The sequence below is a fragment of the Rheinheimera tilapiae genome (assembly GCF_042432165.1).
Classification (GTDB): Bacteria; Pseudomonadota; Gammaproteobacteria; order Enterobacterales; family Alteromonadaceae; genus Pararheinheimera; species Pararheinheimera tilapiae.
The window spans coordinates 107,943-133,802 of sequence record NZ_JBHLXP010000003.1; the positions used below are offsets into that span (position 1 = coordinate 107,943).

Genomic DNA, 25,860 nt, shown 5'->3' on the forward strand with positions numbered 1-25,860 from the left:
CATGCCAATGTGTTCGCCCGAGAGCAACTCGATATTGGCGCGCGGTTCTTTCTGCAGTACTTGCCATCGGTCCAATCAGGGCAAAGAGTGATTGATTTAGGTTGTGGCAACGGTGTGATTGGGTTGGCGCTACTTGCAGCAGAACCACAAGCACAGATATTGTTTTGCGACGAATCATACATGGCAGTGCAATCGTCACGTGAAAACGTCAGCCGACTTTTTCCTGCGGCAAGCCACTGTGAATTTCTGGTCGATGACAGTATGAGTCAGCAACCGGACTTATCCGCCGACTACATTTTATGCAACCCACCTTTTCACCAGCAACAAGCAGTCACCGACCATATTGCCTGGCAGATGTTCGCTGACGCACGGCGCGTGCTGAAAATTGGTGGTCGACTGCGTATTGTCTGCAATCGTCATTTGGGTTACGGCGAAAAGCTGACACGGTTGTTCGGCGGTTGTATTCACGTAGCCAGTAATGCAAAATTCAGCGTCTTTGAAGCTATCAGAAGGAAATAGTTATGCGTTCAATCCTGCTTGCCGCCGTGTTTGCGGTCGGAGTTGCCGGTTGCAGCAACCCGGTCCCGTCTTTTATCGTGGCGCCACAGATTTTCTGGAATCAGTCTAATCAACTGACTAACACTGCTTTTGCCCTGAACGTACAGGACAACAGACCGACAAACGGTACACTGGTGATGCGCGATGGTGACTCCGTCAAGTCTTATCCGACCACCAATGATTTAACCGGCCAGCTGCAACAAACTCTGAGCAGCGCCTTAACTCAACAAGGTGCCCGTATTTCCGGCAATGAGCCTGTCATTGTCACCTTACAAATTAATCAGCTGGAAGCCAATGCTGAGTTAAAAACTGTCGAACATGTGGTGAAAAACAGCGTGGAACTGACGCTACTGATCGAACGTGAAGCCGGTTCATTTAACAAAAGCTACAGTGGTAAAAGCAGTTTCTCTGGTCCGTTTAAGCTCGATACCGCCGTGGCTGAACGCGAGTTACGCGTACTGACCGAACAAGTGCTTGGCAATATGTTGCGCGACCCAAGCTGGCAGGATTTCCTGAGGAACTAACCGATGAAGCTTTTTTTTGCAGCCCTACTGCTGCTAATCAGTGCTCCGGTGTTCGCTACCGGTGAACATCTGCAAAAAGACAATCTGTTTCCGCGCGTCAAACTGGTAACCACCGAAGGCGACATCGTCATCGAGCTGGATCGGATGAAAGCGGCGTTGACGGTGAATAACTTCCTGACTTACGTTGATAAAAAGATGTATGACGGCACCATCTTTCACCGGCTAGAACCAAACTTTGTCTTGCAGGGCGGCGGATATGATCGCGAATATATTGCTATTAAAAGCATCAAAGAGATCCCGAACGAATCCGGCAATGGCCTGAAAAACATTCAGTTCAGTGTCGCGATGGCGCATCAGGAAAAAGGCCCGCACACGGGTTCGAACCAGTTTTTTATAAACCTGAACGAAAATACCAGTTTAAACCCTGGCAAGACTTGGGGCTATGCGGTTTTTGGTAACGTCGTCGAAGGCTTTGAGACACTGGAAAAAATCAAACTGCTTGAAACTGGCCTGAACGAGAAACTCGGCTGGGAAAATGTACCGAAAAAGCCAGTAGTCATCGCCCGCGCAATATTACTTCCTGCTAAATAATACCGTCTATACTTGCCCAAGACACAGTGCTGCTTCGGCAGCACTGTGCTGATAAGCCCATTACGGGCTTGTTGTGGTTAACCAAAGTGGCTGTTGCCACCTTTGTTAAACAGGGTGTAGTTATGTTAGATGCATTTCTGGAGCAAAAATCTAAACAGCTGGTGTTTTATCTGGCGCGTTATCTACGCGGTCAGCTTCCGCACCAGGAGATGCATTTGTTTATCTGGGATACATTGGAAGAATGGGCTCAGCTTAAGATCAGCAATAAAACCCCGCAATCGTTTCGTGAGATGGTGTTTTGGCACTTAGTATACCAGCTGGAATTTTGCTCCGAATCTGACTTAAAAACTGACCGACACCTACGCCGTGAACTGCACCAATGTATGGGGTATTTATTGGGTAAAACCCAAGTACACGCCGACTTTGTCGGTATCAGGCCTTAAACACCACTTTGCTTTGACCGGTCCGCTTTGTTAAGGTGGCGGCTTTGTGACTGTACCGCGCTGGAGCAATGCCGGATGTCTGAAGTAGTGCGCCCCGCACCGGGCTGGTTAACCGCAATCCGGGTCTATCGCGACCCCCGTCTTTGGTTTATTTTCCTGCTAGGTTGTTCGTCCGGCTATCCCTGGGTGCTGATTAGCAGTGCGATGACTGGCTGGCTGAAAGATGCTGATTTGTCACGAGCAGCTATTAGCTATTTTGGCTCAGTCACCGCCGTATATGCGATCAATTTCCTTTGGGCGCCTTTACTCGACCGCGTACGGATACCTCTTCTGTATCAACATCTTGGTCAACGCCGCAGCTGGATATTAATGCTGCAGCTCTGGATTGTGCTGTTCACTGTCGGGATTGCGCTGACCAATCCTGCTGCGAGCCTACTCTGGACATCCTTACTGGCTCTTGCTATCGCCGCGGCAGCGGCCAGTATGGACGTCGCGATTGATGGTTACCGGATTGATATCATTGGCCAAGACCCGTTGAAGTTACCAACTGCTGCTGCGATGGGCGTGGCTGGTTGGTGGACAGGATACTCTTTACCTGGCTATCTCGCTTTTCATTACGCCGACCGCTTTGGCTGGTCAGTCGTCTATCTGGGACTTGCATTATTGTTGGCTATGCTTGCCTTAGGCACGCTGTGGGTACGTGAACCAGAAACTAATCGTGATTTATTGCAACAAAAAGCAGCAGAACGCTACCAAAACAGCCAGTCGCATCCGGCATTGCTTTGGCTGCAAGTGACGGTGTTTGAACCCTTCGCAGAGTTTATCCGCCGCAATGGTCTCAAAGTATCTGTACTGCTGATTTTGTTTATTCTGACATTTAAGCTCGGCGAGTCGTTTCTCGGCCGGATGTCGATCCAATTTTATCGGGAAGTAGGTTTTAGCAACGAGCAGATCGCCGAGTATTCCAAGCTGATTGGCTGGGGCGCCACGGTGTTTTTTACCCTGCTAGGCAGCTTACTGAATACACGTTTCGGTGTATTTAAAGGGCTGGTGATTGGTGGGATCGCCATGGCAGCCAGTAATCTGATGTTCGCCTGGCTGGCAAAAGTCGGCCCGGATGAACAAATCCTGTTCTGGACTATTATTCTGGACAACTTCACCACTGCATTTTCAATTGTCGCTTTTGTATCGTTTTTATCCGCTTTTACTGGCGTGGCCTTCTCCGCCAGTCAATATGCGCTTTTAGCCTCTGTCGGTAATTTCGGCCGCACCTCAATGGCAGCATTTGGTGGTAGCTTGGTTGACTGGCTTGATGGCGACTGGTCGATGTTTTTCCTATTGACGTCGCTGATGGTGATCCCAGCGCTGGGACTGCTCTGGTACATCATGTATTTATTGCGGCAGCGTGGACAACAAATCTAAGCGCCGGAAAACTATTGCTACCGCGTCGCGGCATTGTCGGAGGCCCTTTGCAGAGCGAGGGCTGTTTATCCGGCGAAATGCTAACAGATTGGCATTTCGAAATCCCGGGCTCTCTGTGCCGTAAATCCTGCAGATAAAAAAAGCCGCAATCTGCGGCTTTGTATCTCTCAGACGACTCAGTCCTTAAGGCTGAGTCACCTGACGCAATCCTTCCGCTGGGTCCACTTCTAATGCCTGGCAATACCGGACAAATTCCACGACATCTAAACGACGTTCCTGATTTTCTACCTTACCTATAAAAGAATGTGGTGTGCCCAGTACTTCAGACAGGCTGCGCATGGTGTGTCCCTTATCCTGGCGCTGGCGTTTCAGCCACAAACACAATCTTTTATTCTCGTCAGAAATGACGCTTTTGGTACCTTTCATAACTAAATAGTCTCCCAGCGTTGAACGCTTTTTTTATGTAAAACACTTCCTGCCGAATAAAAATCCAAACCTTATTGGTGTCCCAATAAGCAATAAAAATCGGTTCATTAAACCATAGGATGCGACGAGCGTACAGTTACAACAGTTAAAATTTGTCCGACCGGTAAGCGCTTGATAAAAACAATGTAATTTATTTTTAAATATCAAAGCGTTAACGCAATGCAGACCAAGTTTAAACGCAATAAAGCCACATTTTTTGCATGGTAAATATTAGCAATTAGTAATATTTTTGTTATCAAACCACCTGCATTCTATTCTATGTTGCTGGCAGATGTAACGTTTGGTGAAAAAATCAGCGGGAAAAACGGGGAGGACAGACCAGCCAGCAATGCGCCAGCTGGTGATTTCGACATTTAAACTGAGAAACTGGAACCACATCCACAAGTTGTCGTGGCATTTGGGTTTTGTACTGTGAAGCGGCTGCCCTGTAAGCCATCGGTATAATCAACAACACCGCCCATCAGATACTGCAGGCTCATCGGGTCAACCACCATGGTCACGCCGTTTTTGTCGATGGTTAAATCACCATCATTCACTTTTTCATCAAAAGTGAAACCGTACTGGAAACCAGAGCAACCACCGCCCGTGACATAAACCCGCAATTTTAACGCCGGATTTTCTTCGTCGGTGATTAATGCCAGCACTTTATTGGCGGCAGCATCGGTAAACTGAATAGGCATCTGGATTTCTGACATAACGACTCCTGACGGGACAGAAAATGGTGACGGATTATCTAATACCTGAGCGTTTTAATCAAGTATTTCACTTTGGCCATCCCAGGCTAGCTCTTTTTTCAGCAACACAGTCGTACCACCTTGGCCAGAGTTGCTGCTCAGACGGATCTCGAGTTTTTCGGCAGTAAAACCGGCAGGCAGCACAAAGTCACCTTCAACTGCCCGAAAGTTCTTAATCAACAACCGTTTCGCTTTGGTATTAAAACCGGCTAGTTTCAAAACATCAACTTCCACCGCTTTCTTCTTGCGCTTACCTTTGAGTTTGATTTCAATCTGAGCACGGCTTTGTTTTTTCTGTTTATTTTGCTCAATCAACAGCAAACTGAACTGATAACGGCCGACGGCACTACCTTGTTGTAAGCGGAAACTGTCGATCACCAACGTACCGCTCTCTGGCACGGGAGCGACAATTTTTTGGTATACCGCCAATTCTTTCTTCAAATCAAACAGTTTCTGCTGATGATCTTTGATGTCTTGCTGTAATAACAGATTGGTGTTTCTCTCGACCGCCAATTCAGTGCTGAGAAAATCACGCTGACGCAAAGCATCAGCCCGCGCGGCGTCAACCTGCTGCAGTTGCAGACCTTGTTGTTGTAAAGCCAGGCTTTGTTGTGCCTGCGTTTGCAGTAAGTGCCAATTCCCAAAGCCCCAACCCAGCAGTAACGCCAGCAAAATCGCCGGCACCAGCCACCAGTGTTGGCGTAACCAAAGAACAGCAACTTGATTGAATCGAAGTTTCATCAGCAGACTCAACATGTTATCTTTCGACTTTCAGCATCTAAGCTTGGTACTTTACCATGAATCGCGTGAAACAGTGGTTACCGCCACTGCGCCGCCGCCTGGCATTGCCAGTGACTTCATTACAACTCTGTTTGCTAGGTGCGCTCGGCGGCCTGGTTGCCGCGTTGCTTATCGTGTTGTTTCGCCTGTCGATTATGGCAATTCAGAGTTTCTACTTAACCCACTATGACGATTTTACCAGCCTGAGTCTGCAACATCGGGCTGCGTTACCATTTATTGCCGCCGCGATTATAACGGTGCTTGGGCTGGTGATAGGACTGAAGCATTACCGCCTTGGGATCCCTTTTGTCATCCACAGGATTAAACTTAAATATGGTCTGATGCCGTGGAAAAACACCCTGCACCAGTTTTTTGGTGGAGTAGCCGCGCTCAGTGCCGGTTTTTCGGTTGGACGGGAAGGTCCATCAGTCCACCTTGGCGCTTTTGGCGCCAGCATGTTTGGTAAATATCTGCGCCTGCCCTATAACAGCATCCGTATTCTAGCCGGTTGTGGAATTGCAGCCGGGATCTCGGCATCATTTAATACCCCACTGGCAGCGGTCATTTTTGTCATGGAAGTGGTGTTACGGGAATACCGCATTCATGTCTTTGTACCCATTATGCTAGCATCGACGATTGGCGCCTTAGTGACACAAGCTTTTTTTGGCACCGGCAACGATTTGCATACTCTGACTATGGCGACTCTGAGCAACTGGCACTTGCCGTATTTACTGCTGGCCGGCGTGGCAATGGGCGTGGTCGCGACTTTCTTTAATCAAAGTCTGATGCTGACGATGAAAACCTTTCAACGCTGGCATCTTGGCTTTCGTCTGTTGTTGGCTGCGTTATTGACGGCCGCAATCGGCAGTATGATCCCACAAGCACTTGGCGCTGAAACTGGCGCCATCCACTATGCGGTGTCTGCGCCGAATGAGCTGTTGCTACTTTTTGCCATTTTTGTCGGCAAAATTCTGTTGACGGTAGTTGCGTTGGGCTTAGGTGTGCCCGGCGGTATTGTCGGCCCGGTATTTGGTATTGGCATCGTGATGGGGACCATTCTGGCTTTTGTGCCATCGTTGTTTAGTGGTGATCACAGTGCGGTCGGCACCTATGCATTGCTTGGTATGGCCGGCATGATGGCTGCCACCCTGCACGCCCCGTTGGCGGCATTAGTGGCCGTGATGGAACTGGCGTCAAACCCGCAGTTAGTCGTGCCGTCGATCCTGGTGATCACAGCGTCTTATGTCACGGCCGTACAGTTTTTCCATACTAAATCGATTTTTCTGCAACAGCTCGATTTCCTGCAACTGCCCTACAAATTGGCACCGGCGGACGATGTGCTGCAAAAAGTCGGCGTGCTGGCCATGCTACAACAAAATTATTTGCTGCTGGATAATCCGTCTGATGCGCAGGTGATCCAGGCTTTAGACAATGCAGAATCACAACAGCAGGTTTTAGTCCGTCGCCAATACGCGGTTGACCAGCAATTTGAATTGGCGGCTTACGATGTCAGCTTGTCAATGTCCGGCGAAAGCGCGCTACGGTTTATTCCAGTTGGTGCGGTCAGTCATCAGGCCACAATGGCTGAAGTCTTTGCCGAAATAGGTGACCAGCGTGAAGGTGCGGTGCTGGTCTACGATGATGATGCCCCTGATCAGCCGCTCGGCCTTATTAGCTGGGAGCAAGTACGCGCACTATTAATGCGGCAAAATAATTTGTTATAAATCAAAACCACTCGGCAAAAACTGTGCATAATGCCGACGAAAAAAGGGGCCCTGATGAGCTGGTTATTAATCTATAAAGCACTGCATATCGCCTTTATGGTGGCCTGGTTTGCCGGCATTTTTTATCTGCCGCGGCTATTTGTTTATCACGCACAGACGGTGTCGCCTGAGGTGGACGCACAGTTTAAGGTGATGGAGCGGCGGTTATTATATTTCGTCACACCTTTTGCTGTGTTAACCGCGGTATTTGGCCTGCTGCTGATCCATAGTTATGGCGCAGCCTGGTTTGCCGCCAGCCATTGGCTACACCTGAAACTCGTGCTGGTAGCCTTTTTGTATGGTTATCATGGCTACTGTTTTAAATTGGTGGCGGACTTTAAACACAACCGCAACCAACGCAGCCCGCGCTTCTATCGCTTTTTTAATGAAACACCAGTGCTGATCTTATTTGCGGTGGTGATCCTGGCCGTCGCCAAACCGTTTTAGTACTGGGTTTGTCACGTCGCTTTGATTATAATGTCGTGCAGTTTGCGGCAACGCCGCCGTCTGTCACTCCCAGTTATAGGCCCCGAGCATGAACTTCAAAGGTCAACATATTCTGTCGGTCAAGCAATTTGATCGCGACAGTATTTCGCACGTCTTTCGTATTGCCCGTTCGATGGAACCATATGCCCTGCGGCAGAAACGAACCCGCGTACTGGATGGCGCCATTCTGGGCAATCTGTTTTTTGAACCCAGCACCCGCACCCGGGTCAGTTTTGGTTGCGCTTTTAACCTGCTCGGTGGCGAAGTCCGCGAAACCACCGGCATTCAGTCGTCCGCCTTGTCAAAAGGCGAATCTTTATTTGATACGGCTCGGATGATCAGCAGTTACAGTGACGTCATCGCGATGCGACATCCGCAAGCCGGCAGCGTGGCCGAATTTGCTGAAGGCAGCCGGGTCCCGGTGCTAAATGGTGGTGACGGTGCGAATGAACATCCAACGCAGGCCTTGTTAGATTTGTTCACCATTGAGCGTGAGTTGGCGGCTTCGCAGCAATGTGTCGAAGGTATGCATATCGCGATGATCGGCGATCTGAAATTTGGCCGAACCGTACATTCCTTATCAAAACTGCTGTGTCTGTACAAAAACATTCAGTTCACGCTGATCGCACCAAATGAACTGGCGATGCCGGATGAAATTGTCTCAGCGATTGAAAATGCCGGACATAAGGTCCGCATCACCGACCAGCTGGCCGGTAATATTGACGCTGATATTGTGTACCAGACCCGTATTCAGGAAGAACGCTTCCCGTCACAGGAAGAAGCCAATAAATATCGCGGCAAGTTCAGACTCAATCAGGAGATTTACACCAAACACTGTAAGTCCAACACCGTGATCATGCATCCGCTGCCACGCGATTCGCGTCTGGAAGCTAATGAACTGGATAACGATCTGAATATGAACCCGAATCTGGCGATCTTCCGCCAGGCCGATAACGGCGTGCTGGTGCGGATGGCGTTATTTGCGCTGACACTTGGCGTGGAAGATTTGATCCATAAATACGAATGCGAAGTGCCGTGGTACAGCGCCAAACACAAATAACAGCTCTGGAATTCTGCAATGACTTTATCTGAACAACTGTTCGAACGCGCCCAACATACCATCCCTGGCGGCGTCAATTCGCCGGTCCGCGCTTTTAAAAGCGTTGGCGGTACGCCGGTATTTATTGACCGCGCCGATGGCGCTTATTTGTATGATGTTGATGGCAAACGTTATATCGATTATGTCGGCTCGTGGGGGCCTATGTTGCTGGGCCACAACCACCCAGCAATCCGCGAAGCCGTGATCAAAGCAGCCGAAAAAGGTCTTAGTTTCGGTGCGCCTTGCCCGGCAGAAATCGATATGGCGGAGCTGGTCAGTAAGCTGGTACCGTCGATGGAAATGCTGCGGATGGTCAGCTCCGGTACAGAGGCGACCATGAGTGCGATCCGACTGGCCCGCGGTTACACTGGCCGCAATACCATTGTTAAATTTGAAGGTTGTTACCATGGCCATGCAGACTCGCTGCTGGTTAAAGCCGGTTCTGGTGCACTGACACTGGGCGTGCCAAATTCGCCAGGCGTGCCGGCTGATTTTGCCAAATATACGCTGACCTCTGAATTCAACAATTTGGCACAATTACAGGCTTTATTTGCAGAACATGGCAACGATATCGCGTGCATTATCGTCGAACCTGTCGCCGGGAATATGAACTGTATTCCGCCACAACCTGGCTTTTTGCAGGGCCTGCGTGAACTCTGCGACCAATATGGCAGCGTGTTGATTTTTGATGAAGTGATGACAGGATTTCGCGTCGCACTTGGCGGTGCGCAGGCGGTCTATGGCGTTCAGCCTGATTTGACGACCTTGGGCAAAATCATTGGCGGCGGCATGCCGGTCGGTGCTTTTGGCGGTAAAAAAGCCATCATGCAGCATATTGCGCCGTTAGGCCCGGTTTATCAGGCCGGTACTTTATCCGGTAATCCGATCGCCATGGCAGCGGGGCTTGCAGCATTAACCGCGATCAGCCAGCCAGGTGTCTATGACGCATTAACCGCGAAAACGACCACGTTGCTGCAAGGCCTGCAGCAAGCGGCTGATGCCGCCGGTGTGCCATTTTGTACCAATCAGGTTGGCGGCATGTTCGGCATGTTCTTCACCGACCAGGCCGAAGTCAGCAGTTACCAGCAAGCCACCAAATGCAACATCGATGCGTTTAAGCGCTTTTTCCACCTGATGCTGCAGCAAGGGATTTATCTGGCGCCATCAGCCTATGAAGCAGGCTTTTTGTCATTGGCTCACTCGGACAGCGATTTGGCCGCGACTATCGACGCAGCTAAACGCAGTTTCGCTGCGCTGTAATCAACTTCACTGTAACGGTTGTGGTTGTAACCAGACCACATCCGTTTCAGGGTCACGCGTCAGTTGCAGGAATAGCTGTTCATGATCCAAATGGCCGTATAATCCGGTCACCTGCAACAATTCCGGTGACTGCACCCGTTCACTTTGCAGCTGCCCCCAACGTGCCAGCCAGAGCTGACCATCCGTATCAAGCCAATACAAGCCATTGCTCGTCGTCGTCCAACTATTGCCATTCAGCTGGCGCCAGTTCAACTTCCAAGGTAATCGCTGCTGTTTGCCACTATCCGGCCAGACACGCAACATACTCCCATCTTGTTGTAAAACAAGTAAACTTTGGTCAGGTGCACAGCGCACATCGATGCTGTCAGCTAATAATTCAATCGGTATTTGTTGCTGATTCAATGTTTTGAGTTGCCACTGCTGGTGAACAAACTCGGCCCAATACCATTGTTTGTGACACACAGCAAGATGGCGTAACTGACGATCCTGAAATAGCACCGGTGTCAGTGCACCGTCACTGAGCGACACAACAAAAAGCTGCTGGTCGATCATGGCATGCAGCTCAGGCCCGGCCCACAGCAATTGGGTAATTTGCCGCCATTGGGTAAAGCGCGTCAATTGACTGACTTTTGTCCCGTCAAACCACCAAATCTGCGGTAAACCGGAGCGCTCCGATACCAGTGCGGCCTGTGCAGCATTCCAACTCAGTAACTGGTCCGTTTTATTACTGCTTAACCAAGGCAAGGCGGACAACAAAGTGGAAGTACGGCCGCCGGCCGCCGGCTGAAACGGCAGCAGATCAGCGCTGTCGCGAGGGATCTGCGTCGCTAACAAGCGATCTGCCATCCGTTGTTGATCAACAAAAGCCCCACTGGCCAGTTGCAATGGAATCAACTGCGATTGTTCCGCCGAAAAAATGAATGAACCTGCAGGGCTGGATAACAACAGGCGTTTCTCATCCCATGCTGACAAGGTATGAAATGCATAAGGAAAGTCGGCCACTTTTTGTAATGCAGCAGTGCTGAGGTGAAACCGGAACAGACTGGTGTTAAAGTCATCCTGTTGCAACAACACCCATACTTGTCTGCGCTCTAACAAAGCCGCAACGGGGCGCCGGTAAGCGGCGGAAAAGGTTTGTTGCAACTCGGCTTTTTGACCATTCAAGCGCCATAGTTGCGGCGCGCCGCTTTCAACATGCTGATCCAACCAAACCAGTTCATCCCCCTGCGCTGCTAATCCTTGTTGCATGAATTGCCGGCAAGGCAGCCAGGCTTCAGCTTTGACGTCGAGCCGCTCGGGTTCCATGCGAAAAATACTACATTTATTCTGTAGCTTCGCCTGAAACACCAACCGACCACCAAACCACTGCGCAGCCCCTAAACTGCTAAATTGCTGGTCCTGCAGTTGCTTGCGATGGTTACTGAGATGATGGGCTATCCAGCGCCATTGCCGTTCAGTCGTTTGCTGTTGATAGTAGACGGTCTGCTGATCAAGACTTAATAGCGGTTTTTGCTCGCGTCCTGCCATCGCACTAATGGTGACTTGTTGAGTAAAGCTCGGGATGAAATTCGTTTTACCAAAAAACAGCAACAGACTAATCACCAGAGCGCTGACTGCACAGACAAAGAAAGCTGACAGCAAACCCAATCGCCGTTGTTTTTCCCGGCGCCGGCGCAACTGAGCATTGACGACAGCGTCCGCGGTCACACTGCTATCCGATTCAGTCGTCAGACTGGTCGCAGCCGGGGTCTTTAGTTTCAATGCAACTTTATCAGGGACTACCGTCGGCGCAATTTGCAAGGGTGCTACCCAGCGATAGCCGCGCTTGGATAAGGTTTCGATGTAAGTCGCTGGTTTTGCTGTGTCTTGCAGCAGTTTACGCAACACACCAATGGCGCGCATTAAAGCCGCATCAGTGCCTTCAGCATCCCCCCAGACCGCATCCAGCAAGTCAGATTTGGCATGGATCAGCTCAGGGCGCTGCAGGAAATAATTCAGTAATTCGTGTAAACGAGGTTCAAGAACAATGGTTTGGACGTTGTCAGTGGAACTAGTTTCTGCTGATAGAACAGACGGATCCTCTGGATCTGCAATACGCCACAGCGTTCCCGTCCCCGGACTATATTTCCAGCAACCAAAACATAAAGTGGTATCCGCCAACTGCATGCAACACCCCCCGCCATCAGATAGCGGGGAGTATACATGAGTTTGTTTCTAACGCAGCTTCCGCTTTGGCCTACAAGGCTGCATAAACATCTAAAAAATATTGGAATTTTATTGGTTACGCACGTCACCCGTAATAATGCAGTATGGCCACTCGGCACAAGTTGATTCCGGACTTTGCGGCGGTAGCTCTGGTGAGCCCTGCTCTACAGGCTCGTTTGGCTCTGGTTCTACCGCTGAAGCCAAACCTGTAAAACCAATAGTTACTAATGCAAACAGCACAACCAAACAAGATTTTTTCATTTTATACAGCTCCCAGTTTAAGTAATTTAAGTGAACGACTGAGGGCATCATGAAAGAGGCTGTGTGTAAAAATATAAGCTTTTTTGGATAAATATCTGATAAATTTCAGCGCGTCAGGATCAATTCTGCAATGTCCACGTCTCCTTTTTTACCATCATCCTGAAATATAAATTTCTCATCCAAACTAACGAAAAAGCGCCTACCTAACAATTTTTGTTCTACTCCGGTGCTTTCAGTTTTTTTACTGGCGAGATTAAAGCGGTAGATCTTAACATCAGTGTTGTTACTCGAAGATGAGTAATAAATCGCTTTTTTCCGCAGGATAATTCTCGGAGACAAAAAATCCATTTTAGGGAAATTGTCTAACTGAATCACTTCACCGCTATTCACCATAACCAGCTCATAAGAGTCGTCGCCAATGCTGCTACGCAATACATAAGCTTGGTCCGGAGATTCAAGGTAATAATCCAATGTATCACTAAACACCTCAGCGTTTTCACTGGTTAATTCCTTGCGCATAATTTGCCAACGCCCATTGTGTGACAATTTATAGTAAATCGTCTTGCTATCGGCCCCCCAAGTAGGCTCTCTGCCATATTGCTCTGGAGTTGTAATAGAAATTGGCTCTTGATCCGGTTGTAAAAGCCAGATTGTCGCATTGACCAACACTAAGAGTTTCTCTCCATCTGGAGAGAATTCCAGTACCTTGGGGTACATTTGTCCACTGAATCGACTGATTTGCTTCTGCCGGCCATCAGGGTAATACAACCAAACCTGCTGATTGCCTGAACGATTGGAGAGCACAGCTGCTGGTCCGCCCGGCTGTGGATTCAGTTCAATCAATCCCTCTGTGCGAGTGGCAAAATCAATGGTCTCAAGGCTTGGTACCGGATTTTCCAACACATTATTCACTTTACGAATGCTACTTTGCCAGAAACGACCAATACTGGAAAAAATTCGGTTGTCTGTACCAACAAACACATCATGTGGTGAAGCATCCGTATGAGCGACAATACTGACTGCATTTGACTTCAAATCAATTAATGACAACGTATTTGTACCAGACGGGAAAATGATGCCACTGCCATCTACAGTCCAAGCAACATGAGCGGGATAATTATCATCAGGCTGGTAAACTAACCGGCTAGACCGGCTGGTCAGATCCAACACCCAAATTTGTCCGGCACTACCTGCCGCATCCCGCAGAAATACAATTTTGGAACCATCAGGTGAATAACGTGCAGCAAAATCTCCCAGACTGGTTTGAGGTGGCATTGTAATTTGCTCTGCCAGACCACCATTGACCGGCAACAACATCAATGCGATCCCGTCAGTACCAGTGCGCCAATCTGGATACACAATATACTTGCCGTCTGGTGACCAACTCATCCGTGCTCCCATGCTTTTTGCTCCGCACTTGGTCAACAGATCATCTGCCAGCACACTTTTATCAGCTGCGTTTAATGTGAGGCGGCGGATCTCGCAAAAACTATTGCGTTGCAGATACTGATATACGATTGAATTACCGTCTGGTGACCAGATTGGTCCGCGGATCCCGCCCTTTGAGCTTACTTTGATTTGTTTCTTTTCCAGAGACTTCAAATCTTGGATGATTAGTTCACTATCTGAATCAAAATCCAGAGAATGTGAATACACCAAATATCGGCCATCTTTCGACACATCCGGATACAGCTCCAACCCATCCATACTGGATAGAGGCTCAAAGCGGCCAAATGGTACTTGCGGGTCTAACTGGCTTTGTTGCCAGTATTGCCAGCCGCTGATAGCGAGCACGCAGCTCAAAAATGTACCGGCGAGCAGCCACCAGTGACGGTGATGTTTGCGTTCCTGTTGCTGGATAGCGTGCTGTTCTTCGATGTGGTTGTCGACAGGTTCGTCATTGCCCGAAGTTAAAATAACTTCCGCGACCGGCGCGATAAAACGAAAACCCCGCTTCGGGATAGTCTCGATATAACGCGGCTCGCGGCTGTCGTCGCCAAGCGCCACGCGCAATACCCGGATCACACGCGAGATTCGGCCGTCTGATACGTCCCGCACGCCCCAGACGTCGCTGAGCAATTCGTCTCGGGTGACCAGTCGGCCGGCGTTGACCAGAAAATAATTCAGCGCCTTTTGACACAGGTTATCGAGGCTGGCCGTTTCGCTGATTTCGCCCGTGTCATCTATTTTGACTAATTTGTCTTGTTGGGGCAGATACCACCAATCACCGACTTTTAGGTGTTGTTCTGGTTTGGCTGACATATGCTGCTCATTTCCTGTTAACAATTAATCGCAGGTATTACTAAGCGGCATTTCAACTGAAATAACCGGTAATAACAATACATTAACGCACGATTCTGCCACTACCCGACCTGATAATTTTGAAATAAATTGTTTACGGATCTTGTCCGGCACCGCGCGGAACAGTGAATTTGGCGGCATCTTGGCAAAGTAGCCACTAAACACCGGTAAAGCACCACTGCCACCGGTCAGGCCAATGGCCTGGTTATCATCGCGGCCCAACCAGACCACAATCGCCGTTTCATGATCAAAACCGCTAAACCAACTGTCCCGATAATCACTGGAAGTACCGGTTTTTCCGGCAAAACGCACGCGTGGAAATTGCTGCGCTAATGCACCAGCGGTACCATTTTGGGTCGCCTGATTTAATGCATATTGCAACAGATACAAGGGTTCCTGTGCGACACGTTGTTCAGGCAGAGCTTTGCGTTGGTGTAAGACCTGACCATCCTGCGTCGTGATAGCGCTGACCGCAGCCAGCGGCAAATACAAACCTTTATTCGCCATCGTCTGATACAACTGCGCCACTTCATACGGACTCAATTCGACTGCACCCAGCAGCGACGAGGGCTGTAACTGTACGTCCCGTTCCAGCCCTAACTTACGCAAGTTGCCAGCAAGCACCGGTAAACCAACCTGCATACCCAGCCTTACCGTCGGAATGTTCAGCGATTGACTCAGCGCTGCAACGATCGGCACAGGGCCGCGGAATTTTTTGTCATAGTTTTGTGGTTGCCAGCTGCGGCTACCGCTGCGCAGGTTCATTGGCGAATCCTGCAACACCGAGCCGAGATGAAACTGCTGTGGTTGTTGCAAGGCGCCGAGATAAACCACTGGTTTGACAATACTGCCGATCTGCCGGCGCGCTGACAGCGCGCGGTTATAGCCGGCATATTGCATTTGGCGGCCGCCGATAATGGCTTTCAGTGCGCCGCGCTGATAATCGGTCACCAACATCGCGCCTTCGATCTTGTCGTTCAGCTGACTTAAACGCGCTGCCATCGCCTGCTCCGCCGCTTGCTGGGCCATCGGGTCCAGATAAGTAAATACCCGCAGCCCTTGTTGTAGCTTGGACGTATCAGGCACCAGTTGACGTAGTTCTTGGCGGACTTTGTCGATATATGCCGGGAAACGGCCTTTTAAATGCTGGCCGAGCGGGATCACATCTAACGGTTGTTGCTTGGCGGCATTGTGCTGATCGTGATTCAGGATGCCGTGTTCGGCCATTAAATCCAGGATCAAATCACGTCGACTCAGCGCGCGATCAGCATAACGCCTGGGGTCGTATACCGAAGGGCCTTTGATAATGCCGACCAACATGGCGTATTCATGTGGTTTTAATTCCGCTAACGGTTTGCCAAAGTACAACCGGCTGCCTAAGCCCAGACCATGCACCGGATTGTCTTTAAACTGACCGATAAAGATTTCATTTAAATAGGCTTCAAGGATCTGGTCTTTGCTGTAACGGAAATCCAGTACCAGCGCGATCAGCGCTTCATTCACCTTACGTAGATATGTCCGTTGCTGATTGGTATACATATTTTTCGCCAACTGCTGGGTCAGCGTCGAACCGCCCTGCACCGTGCGTCCGGCCAGCAAGTTTTGCCAAAATGCGCGGATAATCGATAACGGCGATACACCATGATGGTTATAAAATTCCCGGTCTTCGACCAATAACAAGGTTTCACGTAGCGGCACCGGCACATCAGCCAGCCGGATCAGCTCGCGATCCTCCTGCTCAGCAGCGACAAGATGTTGCAGCAGTTGCGGTTCCAATCGGGCTTTTTGCAGTGGTTTATCGCCTGTGGACAAGCGCTGGACAAAGTCACCCGCAAATTCAACAGTGAACCTACGTACGCCATCGGCGCCGTCCGGAAATTCAAAAGCGCGCCGTACCACCGTGACCGTCGCCCCACTGACATGATATTGCCCCGGGCCATTTAAGCGCGGATCAGCGCTATATTGCAGCCTGGACAGTTCATCGAGAAATTGCACCTGACTCAGATGACTACCAGGTGTCAGTTCCAACGTGCGACCATACAACTGTGCCGGCACCTGCCATTTGTGCCCGGAAAATAATGTGGTGATTTTACTGTCGAGGTAAATCAGATAAATCGAGATTGCCGCCAGCAACAACAAACTGACCTTCAAACCGAACACCAGCACAGTGCGTAGCAGTGGGTTCATTGGCGATTTTTTTGTGGGTTTACGTTTTGCTGTCATCGGTCTGTCGCTTTGTTGGCCATCGCTTTTTTGGTTTTGTTGGTCGGTTCCGCGTCGGCCGGGTCGTCTGGCCAATAGTGTTTCGGATAACGACCGCGCATTTCCTTTTTTACATCCTGATAGGCATTTTGCCAGAAACTAGCCAGATCGCGGGTGACCTGTAACGGCTGTTTCGCCGGTGATAATAAGGTGATGGTCACCGCGACCGCGCCTTGTCCGACGGTTGGCGTGGTCAGTTGGCCAAACATTTCCTGTAATCGGATCGCCAGCTGCACTTCGCCGTCGGCCTGATATAACAGCGCAACATAAGTGCCTAACACTGAACGCCAGCTGGCTGGCAACAGCGCATCCAATTGCTGTTGCCGGGCATAGTCCAGCTGATGACGCAGGATCTGCGCAAGGTCCAGCTGCTGCAGTTGCGCCAGGCTGCGCACATCTGCGAGATATGGCCCGAGCCACTCACAGATAGTGTCTGCCAGAATCTCGTCAGACAACTCCGGCCAACCGGACTCAGGTTGTAACTGGCGCGCCAAAGCCAGCCGGTGTTGCAGTTGCCGCGCTGTTTCGCTCCAAGGCAGGCAACCCAGGCCTTTTTTCTGCAGATAATCCTGCCAGGCACCGCGCCGGTCTTCGCCGCTGATTTGCTGACTGCTGTTCTGCCGTTTTAACACTAAAGCGCCGAGGCGCAGTTGTTTTTCCGCGCTGAAACGACCGCTTTGTTCATCAAATTCAAGCCGCGTCTGCCAGGTTAAATCGGCTTGCCAGCTTTGCAGCAACGCGTCCAATGACCAGCGGGCAGCCACACTGATCACGGCCTGCTGCTGCCACAAGCGCAAATCGGCCACGACTAGTACTGCCGAACCTTGCAGCGCATCATCCGCTGGCAGAGTGGCGCCGGTGCCATTGGCCAGCAGATAACCCTGACCACGTAACTGAGCAATGCGGTCCGGATAAGCGCGGCTTAACAATTCGGCGGTCAGTTCCAAGGGCTGGTTATTGCTGTGACGACTGTGCATCAGCTGCAGCAATTGTTGATATTGTTGCCGCGCCAACTCAGACTGCAGCCGCAGCTGACTGCTCAGCTCGGTTTGCATAAAGCGCCGGGTCTGTTCCAGCTGTGCGGCGATAGTCGCTGCGAGACTAACAGCACCTGCGTGGCCTTGTTGCTCCAGCGTGTCAGCATATAACAACATCGCGGCCAGTCGTGGTTCAACCGGCAGCGCCAACATCTGTTTGCCTTTGCGGGTCAGTGTGCCTTTGTCGTCCAACGCACCGAGCAGTTGCAGACATTGCTCTGCCGCGCGCAGTTGTTTTTCCGGCGGCGGGTCCAGCCAGAATAAATCGCTGACCTTGGCGCCCCAGCCGGCTATATCCAGCCGCAATGCCAACAAATCGGCCTGTAAAATATCCGGAATGGTCTGGGCGCGACGGCGCTGCCATTTCTCCACAGTATCCAGCCGATAGCAAACACCCGGCATTAAACGCCCGGCGCGGCCGGCGCGTTGCGTCGCGGCCGCCTGACTGATTTGAATAGTTTCCAGTTTGCTAAAACCCAGCCTGGTTTCAAATACCGCCGCCCGGGCTTGTCCGGAATCGATCACAACACTGATACCGTCAATGGTCAAACTGGTCTCAGCGATGTTGGTTGCCAGTACCACTTTACGCTGGCCCGCCGGCGGTGCGGCGATCGCCGCCTGTTGTTCAGCCAGCGTCAGGCTGCCGATCAGCGCATGCACTTTCACAGTAGCGTCTGGTAATTTGTCACGCAGATATTCGGCACACTGATCGATTTCGCGCTGGCCGGGTAAAAATACCAGCAGATTACCGCCATGCTTTGCTAAAGCCTGCAGTACCAGCGCCGCGCATTGCAGTGCTATCACCTCGTTAGTTGGCGTCTGATAACAGACTTCCACCGGAAAACTACGGCCATGGCTTTCTAACAGTGGCGCCTGCAGTTGCTGACAAAGTTTGCCGGTGTCGAGTGTGGCCGACATCAACAACAGTTTCAGGTTGTCGTTCAGCTGCTGTACTTCCAGCGCCAGTGCCAACGCCAAATCAGTTTGCAGACTGCGTTCATGGAACTCGTCAAAAATCAGTAGATCGACAGTATCAAGCAGCGGATCTGCCAACATTTTGCGGATCAACACGCCTTCGGTCACCACCAGCAAACGGGTAGCTGCACACTGTTTCTGCTCGAGCCGGATTTGATAGCCCACTGTCTGACCAACCGCTTCACCGAGCTGCTGCGCCAGATAAGCGGCGATACTTTTGGCAGCAAGCCGGCGCGGCTCCAGCATGATGATCTTTTTATTGGCAAAAGCAGAATGTTGCAGCAGAAACAACGGCAGATACGTCGATTTGCCGGCACCGGGTGGCGCGGTCAGGACCACGACGGGCTGCTGTTCCAGCTGCAGCACCAGCTCGGGCAAAATATCGGCAACCGGCAAGGCTGCGGTAGAGAGCGACGTCATGGCAGTCCGTGTCAGTAGAAAAAACGTGGGCTGCGATGCTGCGCGGGCAGCTTCGCAGCCATTTGCATCAAGCGGTTTCGCGCAGCAGTGTTTCAGCGATCAAGCGGATACCAGTGCCAGTGGCGCCGGCGCCCCAGAACCCATTGGCATTGCCCTGAAATGCTGCGGCCAAATCGACGTGTAACCAACCAGCCCCTTCATTCCCAACAAAACGGCTGAGGAAACCGGCGGCATTGCTGGCGCCACCAGTGCCGCCACCTTTGACCGGACGGCTGTTGGCGGTGTCGGCATAGGCTGACGGACATTGTTGTTGATGCCAGCGTTCCAGTGGTAAAGGCCAGGCTGGTTCTGCCACCGTATTGGCATAGCCCAGCACGCGCTGTTGCAACGCCTTATCCAGACCAAAAATCGCATTGTATTCGGTCCCGACTGCCATCATCGCCGCACCGGTTAAAGTAGCAGCATCAATGACCAAGCCTGCACCAGAAGCGGCAGCGATTTGCAGACCATCAGCCAGCACCAAGCGGCCTTCTGCATCGGTGTTAACGATTTCGACAGTCACACCGTTTTTGTAAGTCAGGATATCACCGAGTTTAAAGGCGCGGCCGTTGATCAGGTTCTCGGCGCAGCACAAAATCAGCTGTACGCGACTGTTCAGACCTTGCGTAATGGCCAGTGCCAGCGCCGCAGTGACGGTGGCTGCGCCGCCCATATCACATTTCATTGTCAGCATGCCTTCAGAGGCTTTAATCGAATAACCGCCGCTGTCAAAAGTAATGCCCTTGCCGACCAGTGCGGCCGCCACAGGCGTATTGCTGTCGCCAGATGGATTAAAATCCAGCACTAAAATCGCTGGCGCGCGGTCACTGCCGCGGCCCACAGCATGCACACCAATCCAGCCTTCGCTGAGCAAAGCGTCACCGCTGATGATGCGATGACTGACTTTGCTGCTGCCAGCGACGGCACTGATAAATTCGACGGCTTCATGGCAAAGCTTTTCCGGATAGAGATCTTCCGGCGCAGCATTGGTCTGTTTTTTTGCCCAGGCAAAACACTGTTGCAAAGCGACCAGTTGCGCGACGGTGGCTTCGTCACCAGTCCAGTGCACGCCGCCGAGTTTTTTCGCGCTGCAAAAGCCTTGATAAAAGGCCCATTGCTTGTCCAAAGTCCAGCCTTCACCTGCTAACTGCGCGGTTTGCACGCCCAGACCGTCTAAACTGCGGCCGGCTTTCTGAATTTGCCGTAGTTGTTCGTTGCCGCTCTGATGGATTTGATAGCCATCAGCGGTCGGTGTTAACAATGGATTTTTACCAAAACGGGGGTCAGCAGCGACACTGCTTAATTGAATTTGCAACAGTTCAGACATAACAAAACCTCTAATTCGGAACAAACACTGCTATGCGCCGAGTGTATCACAGCGTCATGCTGACAAAACAGCAGGCAACATAGCGGCCGCGCTCAACTGTCACCGCATTCAGCTGCCCAGTATCGTATGCAACATTTTTGCACTCAGGCCCAGCAATAACAGGGCAAAAATCTTCTTTAACGTTGGCACCGGCAGCTTGTGCGCCAGGCTCGCACCGAGTGGCGCGGTAAAAAAGCTGACGGCAGAGATCAATAACACCGCCGGCAGGTAAATATAACCAAGACTGAACTGCGGCAAGCCCACTTGCTCCCAGCCGGCGATCGCGTAGCCAATACTGCCACTGAGCGCGATCGGCAGGCCGATTGCAGCAGAAGTGCCAATGGCTTGCTGTACCCGCACATTACACCAGGTCAGAAATGGCACGGTCAGCGAACCACCGCCGATCGCTACCAACGCAGAAATGCCGCCGATACCAACGCCAGTTGCTGTCATCCCCAGCGCACCCGGCAAGCCACGGCTGGGTTTAGGTTTGATGTTGAGCAACAGTTGCAGTGCGACATAGGCCATAAAACAGCTGAAAAAAATCGCCAGCGGCAAGGTAGGCAATAAGGATGCAATAAAAGTTGCACCAAAAGTTCCGAGCACAATCCCCGTACTCATCAGCCTTACCACCGGCCACAACACAGCCTGATGTTTTTGGTGAGTACGCGCACTGGCAATGCTAGTCAGGATGATGGATGCCATCGACGTCGCCAGCGCCATATGTAACAAATGCTCAGGTAAAAAATTCAGTGTGACAAATAAACTGGTCAAAACCGGCACCATAATAGCGCCGCCGCCCACGCCCAGTAAGCCGGCAACAAAGCCAACAACTGCACCGAGAATTAAAAAAGCCCACCAAATCTCCATACTGTCTCCAATTTTCTGTTATTGTGCCGCCCCATTTTGCGGTTTCACGCCGGAAAATGGCGGAAATTTCTGCAGCTATTGCTGCAAAAACAGCAGAACCGGGTGACGAAGCCATGGTCTGTCTGTATACTTCCGCGGCTTTTTTAATGTGATTGCGATGGTGCCGATATTCTGCTATCAATAGCCGCCATCTTTTTGCTTGGCACTGTTATACAGGAGACTACCATGCCAGAAGGCAAAACTACCAAATCTCTCGGCCTGTTGGCCATGGCTGGCGTGCTGCCTTATCAGGAAGCGCCGGGCGAAGAGTACATGAACCCGAAGCAGCTGGAACATTTCCGCAAAATTCTCGACGCCTGGCGTCAGCAGCTGCGTGAAGAAGTTGACCGCACGAAAAACCATATGGCCGATGAAGCTGCAAACTTCCCGGATCCAGTGGACCGCGCGGCGCAAGAAGAAGAATTCAGTCTGGAACTGCGTGCACGGGATCGTGAACGTAAACTGCTGAAAAAGATTGAGAAAACCTTACAGAAAATCGAAGACGAAGATTTCGGTTTCTGTGATACCTGCGGCATCGAAATCGGTATTAAACGTCTGGAAGCCCGTCCAACGGCTGATCAGTGTATCGATTGTAAGACGCTGGCAGAGATCAAGGAAAAACAACTCGGCGGTTAATGATGACCGCTGAATTCTCCTGTATCAGGGGCCGGTTTGCGCCATCGCCATCCGGCCCTTTGCATTTCGGCTCTTTAGTCGCCGCAGTTGGCAGTTATCTGCACGCCAAATCCAAGGGTGGTCAGTGGCTGGTCCGCATCGAAGATATCGACACGCCCCGTACAGTCCCTAACGCAGACAGCGAGATCCTGCGTACGCTGGAGCAATTTGGTTTGCACTGGGACGATAGCATCGTCTGGCAAAGCCAACGTCTTGATATATACCAACATTATTTTGACCAGTTTCAACAAAAGCATCAGCTCTATGGCTGTCAGTGCAATCGCGCCCGCATTGCTGGTTTAGGCGGCATCTATGATGGTCATTGCCGGACTTTACAGCTCAGCAGCGGGCAGGATGGGCCGCTGGCATGGCGTCTGCAAGCCGTTGATGTAGCAACAGAATTTACCGATTTACTCACCGGATCTCAGCAAATTCCCAGTGCGTTGGCGGCAGAAGATTACATCATCAAACGCCGTGACGGTTTGTTTGCCTATCAGTGGGTGGTGGTGATTGATGACATCGAACAGCGCATCAGCGAAGTGATCCGTGGTGCTGACCTGTTGCAAATGACACCGCGTCAACAGGCGCTGTGCCGCGCTTTTGGCGCACCGGTGCCGGCTTACGGTCATTTGCCCCTTGCAGTGACCGCGCCGGGACAAAAATTGAGTAAACAAAATCATGCTACCGATATACGCCGCTTTGCACCGGCCCAGTCCCTGACCGCTGCTTTACAGTTTTTAGGGCAGCCAGTGCCACCGGATGCCACACGCCTAGGCGTCGCTGAATTGCTGCAATTTGCCTTGGCGCACTGGCAAAACGCTTTAGTACCGCAGCAGGGCGAAATCCAGATCCAGAGTTTCAACTGACAAGCCACAGCAGATTCACGCCCAGCCCGGTATTTTCATTCATTTTTTCACCAGCCTGCGTTATCATAACGCCAATTTTTTTTCGCCTGTCAGGTGACCGGCTGCCGGCTGCATTGATGTCCGATTTTCACCGGAATTTACTGCCGGAATGCGCCACCGCAACTCACCAAGCCAATACCGTTCTTTCAAGGAGAAAGGCCATTATTTCCAGAGTGTTAGATTTTTGTCGCAAGCTGACCGGCAAAAAAGCCAAGGCCATCACCGAAGCCGTGGTGGAACAAACTGAAACGCAGCCGGAACCTGCCGCCGCGGCTCCAGAGCGCCGCCCTCGCCGCACCAATGCGGAATACAGCCGTAACGACTCACAGCGGCCAGGTCGCCCGCCCCGCGAGCGTTACGACAACCAGCGCCAGGATGGGTCCCGCGCTGCAGCGAATCATGCAGAGCGCCCGCGTTATGACTCACCAAGACCGCGTCGCGATAGCAGCAATCTGGGACCAAAACTAAATCCAGATCATCAAAGCGACATTTTACCGGCGCTGCGCATTATTTCCCGCGACCAGCACACCATTTCGCGCAAAGACATCAGCCCAAATGCACTCAAAGTGCTGTACCGTTTAAACGATGCTGGCTTTGAAGCTTATCTGGTCGGCGGTTGTATCCGTGACCTGCTGCTTGGCCTGATCCCAAAAGATTTTGATGTAGTGACCAATGCCACGCCGGATGAAGTGCGCGCGGTGTTTAAAAATTGCCGGCTGATTGGCCGGCGCTTCCGTCTGGCCCATGTAGTGTTTGGCCGTGAAGTGATCGAAGTTGCGACCTTCCGTGGCCATCACAGCGGTGGCGAAGAAGAAGAAAACATTCCGGCTGGCGTGCGCTCTGATCATGGTCAGATCCTGCGCGACAACGTCTACGGTACTATTGAAGAAGACGCTGAACGCCGCGATTTCAGCATCAATGCACTGTATTACTCAGTGCGTGATTTTGCCATTTACGATTTCGCCAATGGCGTTGAAGCCATCCAACAACGCAAAATTGAACTGATCGGCGACCCGGAAACCCGCTACCGCGAAGACCCGGTGCGCATTCTGCGCGCGATCCGCTTTGCCACCAAACTGAATATGGATTTAGCGCCAGCAACTAAAGCGCTGATCCCTGAGCTTGCGATCCTGCTGAAAAATATTCCGGCAGCGCGTTTATTTGATGAATCGCTGAAATTGCTGATGGCTGGCAAAGCCTTCGACAACTTCGTGATGATGCGTGACCTTGGCATCCTGAAACAACTGCTGCCGCAAGTGCATAAAGTGCTGAAGCAAGACAGTGAAGGCAAAATGTTTAGCCTGATCACGAACGCACTGCAAGACACCGACGAGCGCGTGGCACAGGATAAACCGGTCACACCAGCTTTTATTTACGCCGCCTTGCTGTGGTATCCGGTCGAGCTGCGGATGCAGACTCTGCTGATTGAAAGTGGCCTCAATGACATCGACGCGCTGAATATCGCGATGACCGAAGTACTGGATGATTTGGTACGGACCATCGGTATTCCAAAACGCTTTACGCTGGTAGTGCGTGACCTCTGGTCGCTGCAGGGCCGCCTCAGTAAAAGAGCCGGTCGCCGCGCCTTTAAACTAATGGAATTACCAAAATTCCGCGGCGCCTTTGATTTTATGCAGCTACGCGCCAAAGCTGAGGGTGGCCAACTGGCCGAGCTGGCCTTGTGGTGGCAACAATTTGTCCATGCCGACGACGCTGAGCGCGAAGAGCTGGTGCTGGATTTGGGCAAAGAAGGCGTCGAAGTGAAAAAACCACGACGCAAACGCAAACCAGTGCGCCGCAAGCCGGCGGCCGATCAGGCATGATTCGGGTTTATCTGGGGCTTGGCGCCAATCTCGATGCGCCACTGCAGCAGTTGCAGCAAGCGGTAACGGCGTTATCGCAATTGCCGCAGAGTCAGCTTGCTGCAGTCAGTAGCTTTTATGGCTCAAAACCGATGGGACCACAGGACCAGCCGGATTATGTCAATGCTGTGGCAGCCCTCGATACCACTCTGCCAGCAGAAACCTTGCTCAACGAATTACAGCGGATTGAGCTGGAGCAGGGCCGGCAACGTAAAGATGATCGCTGGGGACCGCGCACGTTGGATTTGGATATCCTGCTGTACGGCGAAGAAATCCTGGCTACACCGCGGCTGACAGTGCCACATTATGGCATGCACCAACGGGAATTTGTGCTCTACCCTTTGCTGGAACTAGCGCCGCAGCTGCATATTCCGGGCCTCGGCGCGCTGGCAGACATTGCTAAACAGGTGCCGCGCAACGGCCTGACGATTTTGACGCCTGGTCTTGAATCGGGTCTGGCAGCACCGCAACGCTGAAGCGGTCGGATTTTGTACCGC

Annotated in this window: 23 protein-coding genes; 13 read left to right on the plus strand and 10 right to left on the minus strand. The window is 51.4% G+C overall.

The annotated features are described in order from the left end of the window. The 5 genes from ACFFJP_RS11415 to ACFFJP_RS11435 all read left to right on the plus strand — a co-directional run. On the plus strand, positions 1–519 hold a 519-nt coding region (locus ACFFJP_RS11415; RefSeq protein ID WP_377243768.1), incomplete at its 5' end, for a class I SAM-dependent methyltransferase. A 2-nt stretch (positions 520–521) separates the two neighbouring features. Further along, positions 522–1,082, plus strand: a complete 561-nt coding sequence (locus ACFFJP_RS11420) for a YajG family lipoprotein (protein ID WP_377243771.1) — start codon at positions 522–524, stop codon at positions 1,080–1,082. Positions 1,083–1,085: 3 nt separating this feature from the next. Then, positions 1,086–1,673 (plus strand): peptidylprolyl isomerase, encoded by a 588-nt coding sequence (locus tag ACFFJP_RS11425; RefSeq protein WP_377243774.1) that lies wholly within the window; start codon positions 1,086–1,088, stop codon positions 1,671–1,673. A gap of 122 nt (positions 1,674–1,795) precedes the next feature. After that, a complete protein-coding gene (locus tag ACFFJP_RS11430; RefSeq protein WP_377243777.1) occupies positions 1,796–2,116 on the plus strand; it encodes a hypothetical protein in 321 nt (106 codons plus the stop codon). Between the two features lie 75 nt (positions 2,117–2,191). Continuing rightward, positions 2,192–3,538: an AmpG family muropeptide MFS transporter gene (locus ACFFJP_RS11435; protein WP_377243780.1), complete on the plus strand. Its 1,347-nt coding sequence runs from the start codon at positions 2,192–2,194 to the stop codon at positions 3,536–3,538. A 183-nt stretch (positions 3,539–3,721) separates the two neighbouring features. Here ACFFJP_RS11435 and ACFFJP_RS11440 read toward each other — a convergent pair whose 3' ends face one another. The 3 genes from ACFFJP_RS11440 to ACFFJP_RS11450 all read right to left on the minus strand — a co-directional run bounded on the left by ACFFJP_RS11440 (position 3,722) and on the right by ACFFJP_RS11450 (position 5,499). Beyond that, a complete protein-coding gene (locus ACFFJP_RS11440; protein ID WP_031567660.1) occupies positions 3,722–3,964 on the minus strand; it encodes a helix-turn-helix domain-containing protein in 243 nt (80 codons plus the stop codon). A gap of 413 nt (positions 3,965–4,377) precedes the next feature. After that, positions 4,378–4,719 carry an iron-sulfur cluster insertion protein ErpA gene (erpA, locus tag ACFFJP_RS11445; protein WP_208931687.1) on the minus strand — a complete coding sequence of 114 codons (342 nt, stop codon included), beginning with the start codon at positions 4,717–4,719 and terminating at the stop codon, positions 4,378–4,380. 54 nt (positions 4,720–4,773) lie between these two features. Then, positions 4,774–5,499, minus strand: coding sequence for a DUF6776 family protein (locus ACFFJP_RS11450; RefSeq protein ID WP_377243783.1), 726 nt, complete (start codon positions 5,497–5,499; stop codon positions 4,774–4,776). A gap of 56 nt (positions 5,500–5,555) precedes the next feature. Between ACFFJP_RS11450 and ACFFJP_RS11455 the strand changes: the two genes are divergently transcribed. From ACFFJP_RS11455 to hemL, 4 genes are all read left to right on the plus strand, one after another. Further along, complete coding sequence (locus ACFFJP_RS11455) at positions 5,556–7,262, plus strand: chloride channel protein (protein WP_377243786.1); 1,707 nt, start codon at positions 5,556–5,558, stop codon at positions 7,260–7,262. 54 nt (positions 7,263–7,316) lie between these two features. After that, entirely contained in the window at positions 7,317–7,748 is a 432-nt protein-coding gene (locus ACFFJP_RS11460; RefSeq protein ID WP_377243789.1) for a CopD family protein, read from the plus strand. 88 nt (positions 7,749–7,836) lie between these two features. Continuing rightward, positions 7,837–8,847: an aspartate carbamoyltransferase gene (locus ACFFJP_RS11465; protein WP_208931691.1), complete on the plus strand. Its 1,011-nt coding sequence runs from the start codon at positions 7,837–7,839 to the stop codon at positions 8,845–8,847. Positions 8,848–8,865: 18 nt separating this feature from the next. After that, positions 8,866–10,146, plus strand: coding sequence for a glutamate-1-semialdehyde 2,1-aminomutase (gene hemL, locus ACFFJP_RS11470; RefSeq protein ID WP_377243792.1), 1,281 nt, complete (start codon positions 8,866–8,868; stop codon positions 10,144–10,146). 6 nt (positions 10,147–10,152) lie between these two features. Here hemL and ACFFJP_RS11475 read toward each other — a convergent pair whose 3' ends face one another. The 7 genes from ACFFJP_RS11475 to ACFFJP_RS11505 form a co-directional block, all read right to left on the minus strand. Then, positions 10,153–12,312 carry a winged helix-turn-helix domain-containing protein gene (locus tag ACFFJP_RS11475; RefSeq protein WP_377243795.1) on the minus strand — a complete coding sequence of 720 codons (2,160 nt, stop codon included), beginning with the start codon at positions 12,310–12,312 and terminating at the stop codon, positions 10,153–10,155. Positions 12,313–12,420: 108 nt separating this feature from the next. Further along, positions 12,421–12,612, minus strand: coding sequence for a hypothetical protein (locus ACFFJP_RS11480; protein WP_377243798.1), 192 nt, complete (start codon positions 12,610–12,612; stop codon positions 12,421–12,423). A 105-nt stretch (positions 12,613–12,717) separates the two neighbouring features. After that, positions 12,718–14,874: a winged helix-turn-helix domain-containing protein gene (locus ACFFJP_RS11485; protein WP_377243802.1), complete on the minus strand. Its 2,157-nt coding sequence runs from the start codon at positions 14,872–14,874 to the stop codon at positions 12,718–12,720. Between the two features lie 24 nt (positions 14,875–14,898). Continuing rightward, positions 14,899–17,136 carry a penicillin-binding protein 1B gene (gene mrcB / locus ACFFJP_RS11490; RefSeq protein WP_377243805.1) on the minus strand — a complete coding sequence of 746 codons (2,238 nt, stop codon included), beginning with the start codon at positions 17,134–17,136 and terminating at the stop codon, positions 14,899–14,901. Then, positions 17,133–19,607: an ATP-dependent helicase HrpB gene (gene hrpB, locus ACFFJP_RS11495; protein ID WP_377243808.1), complete on the minus strand. Its 2,475-nt coding sequence runs from the start codon at positions 19,605–19,607 to the stop codon at positions 17,133–17,135. The genes mrcB and hrpB overlap by 4 nt, the downstream gene beginning before the upstream one ends. Before the next feature lie 67 nt (positions 19,608–19,674). Then, entirely contained in the window at positions 19,675–20,973 is a 1,299-nt protein-coding gene (pepB, locus tag ACFFJP_RS11500; RefSeq protein ID WP_377243811.1) for an aminopeptidase PepB, read from the minus strand. Between the two features lie 108 nt (positions 20,974–21,081). Next, a complete protein-coding gene (locus ACFFJP_RS11505) occupies positions 21,082–21,882 on the minus strand; it encodes a sulfite exporter TauE/SafE family protein (protein WP_377243814.1) in 801 nt (266 codons plus the stop codon). A 225-nt stretch (positions 21,883–22,107) separates the two neighbouring features. Here ACFFJP_RS11505 and dksA point away from each other — a divergent pair, with 225 nt between their 5' ends. The 4 genes from dksA to folK all read left to right on the plus strand — a co-directional run bounded on the left by dksA (position 22,108) and on the right by folK (position 25,839). Then, positions 22,108–22,557: an RNA polymerase-binding protein DksA gene (gene dksA, locus ACFFJP_RS11510; RefSeq protein WP_208931700.1), complete on the plus strand. Its 450-nt coding sequence runs from the start codon at positions 22,108–22,110 to the stop codon at positions 22,555–22,557. After that, on the plus strand, positions 22,557–23,462 hold the full coding sequence (gene gluQRS, locus ACFFJP_RS11515; protein ID WP_377243818.1) for a tRNA glutamyl-Q(34) synthetase GluQRS: 906 nt from the start codon (positions 22,557–22,559) through the stop codon (positions 23,460–23,462). The genes dksA and gluQRS overlap by 1 nt, the downstream gene beginning before the upstream one ends. 116 nt (positions 23,463–23,578) lie before the next feature. Then, the gene (gene pcnB, locus ACFFJP_RS11520; protein WP_377243821.1) at positions 23,579–25,324 is read left to right on the plus strand and encodes a polynucleotide adenylyltransferase PcnB; all 1,746 of its coding nucleotides are present in this window, start codon (positions 23,579–23,581) and stop codon (positions 25,322–25,324) included. Then, the gene (folK, locus tag ACFFJP_RS11525) at positions 25,321–25,839 is read left to right on the plus strand and encodes a 2-amino-4-hydroxy-6-hydroxymethyldihydropteridine diphosphokinase (RefSeq protein ID WP_377243824.1); all 519 of its coding nucleotides are present in this window, start codon (positions 25,321–25,323) and stop codon (positions 25,837–25,839) included. The genes pcnB and folK overlap by 4 nt, the downstream gene beginning before the upstream one ends. Positions 25,840–25,860: the final 21 nt, after the last annotated feature.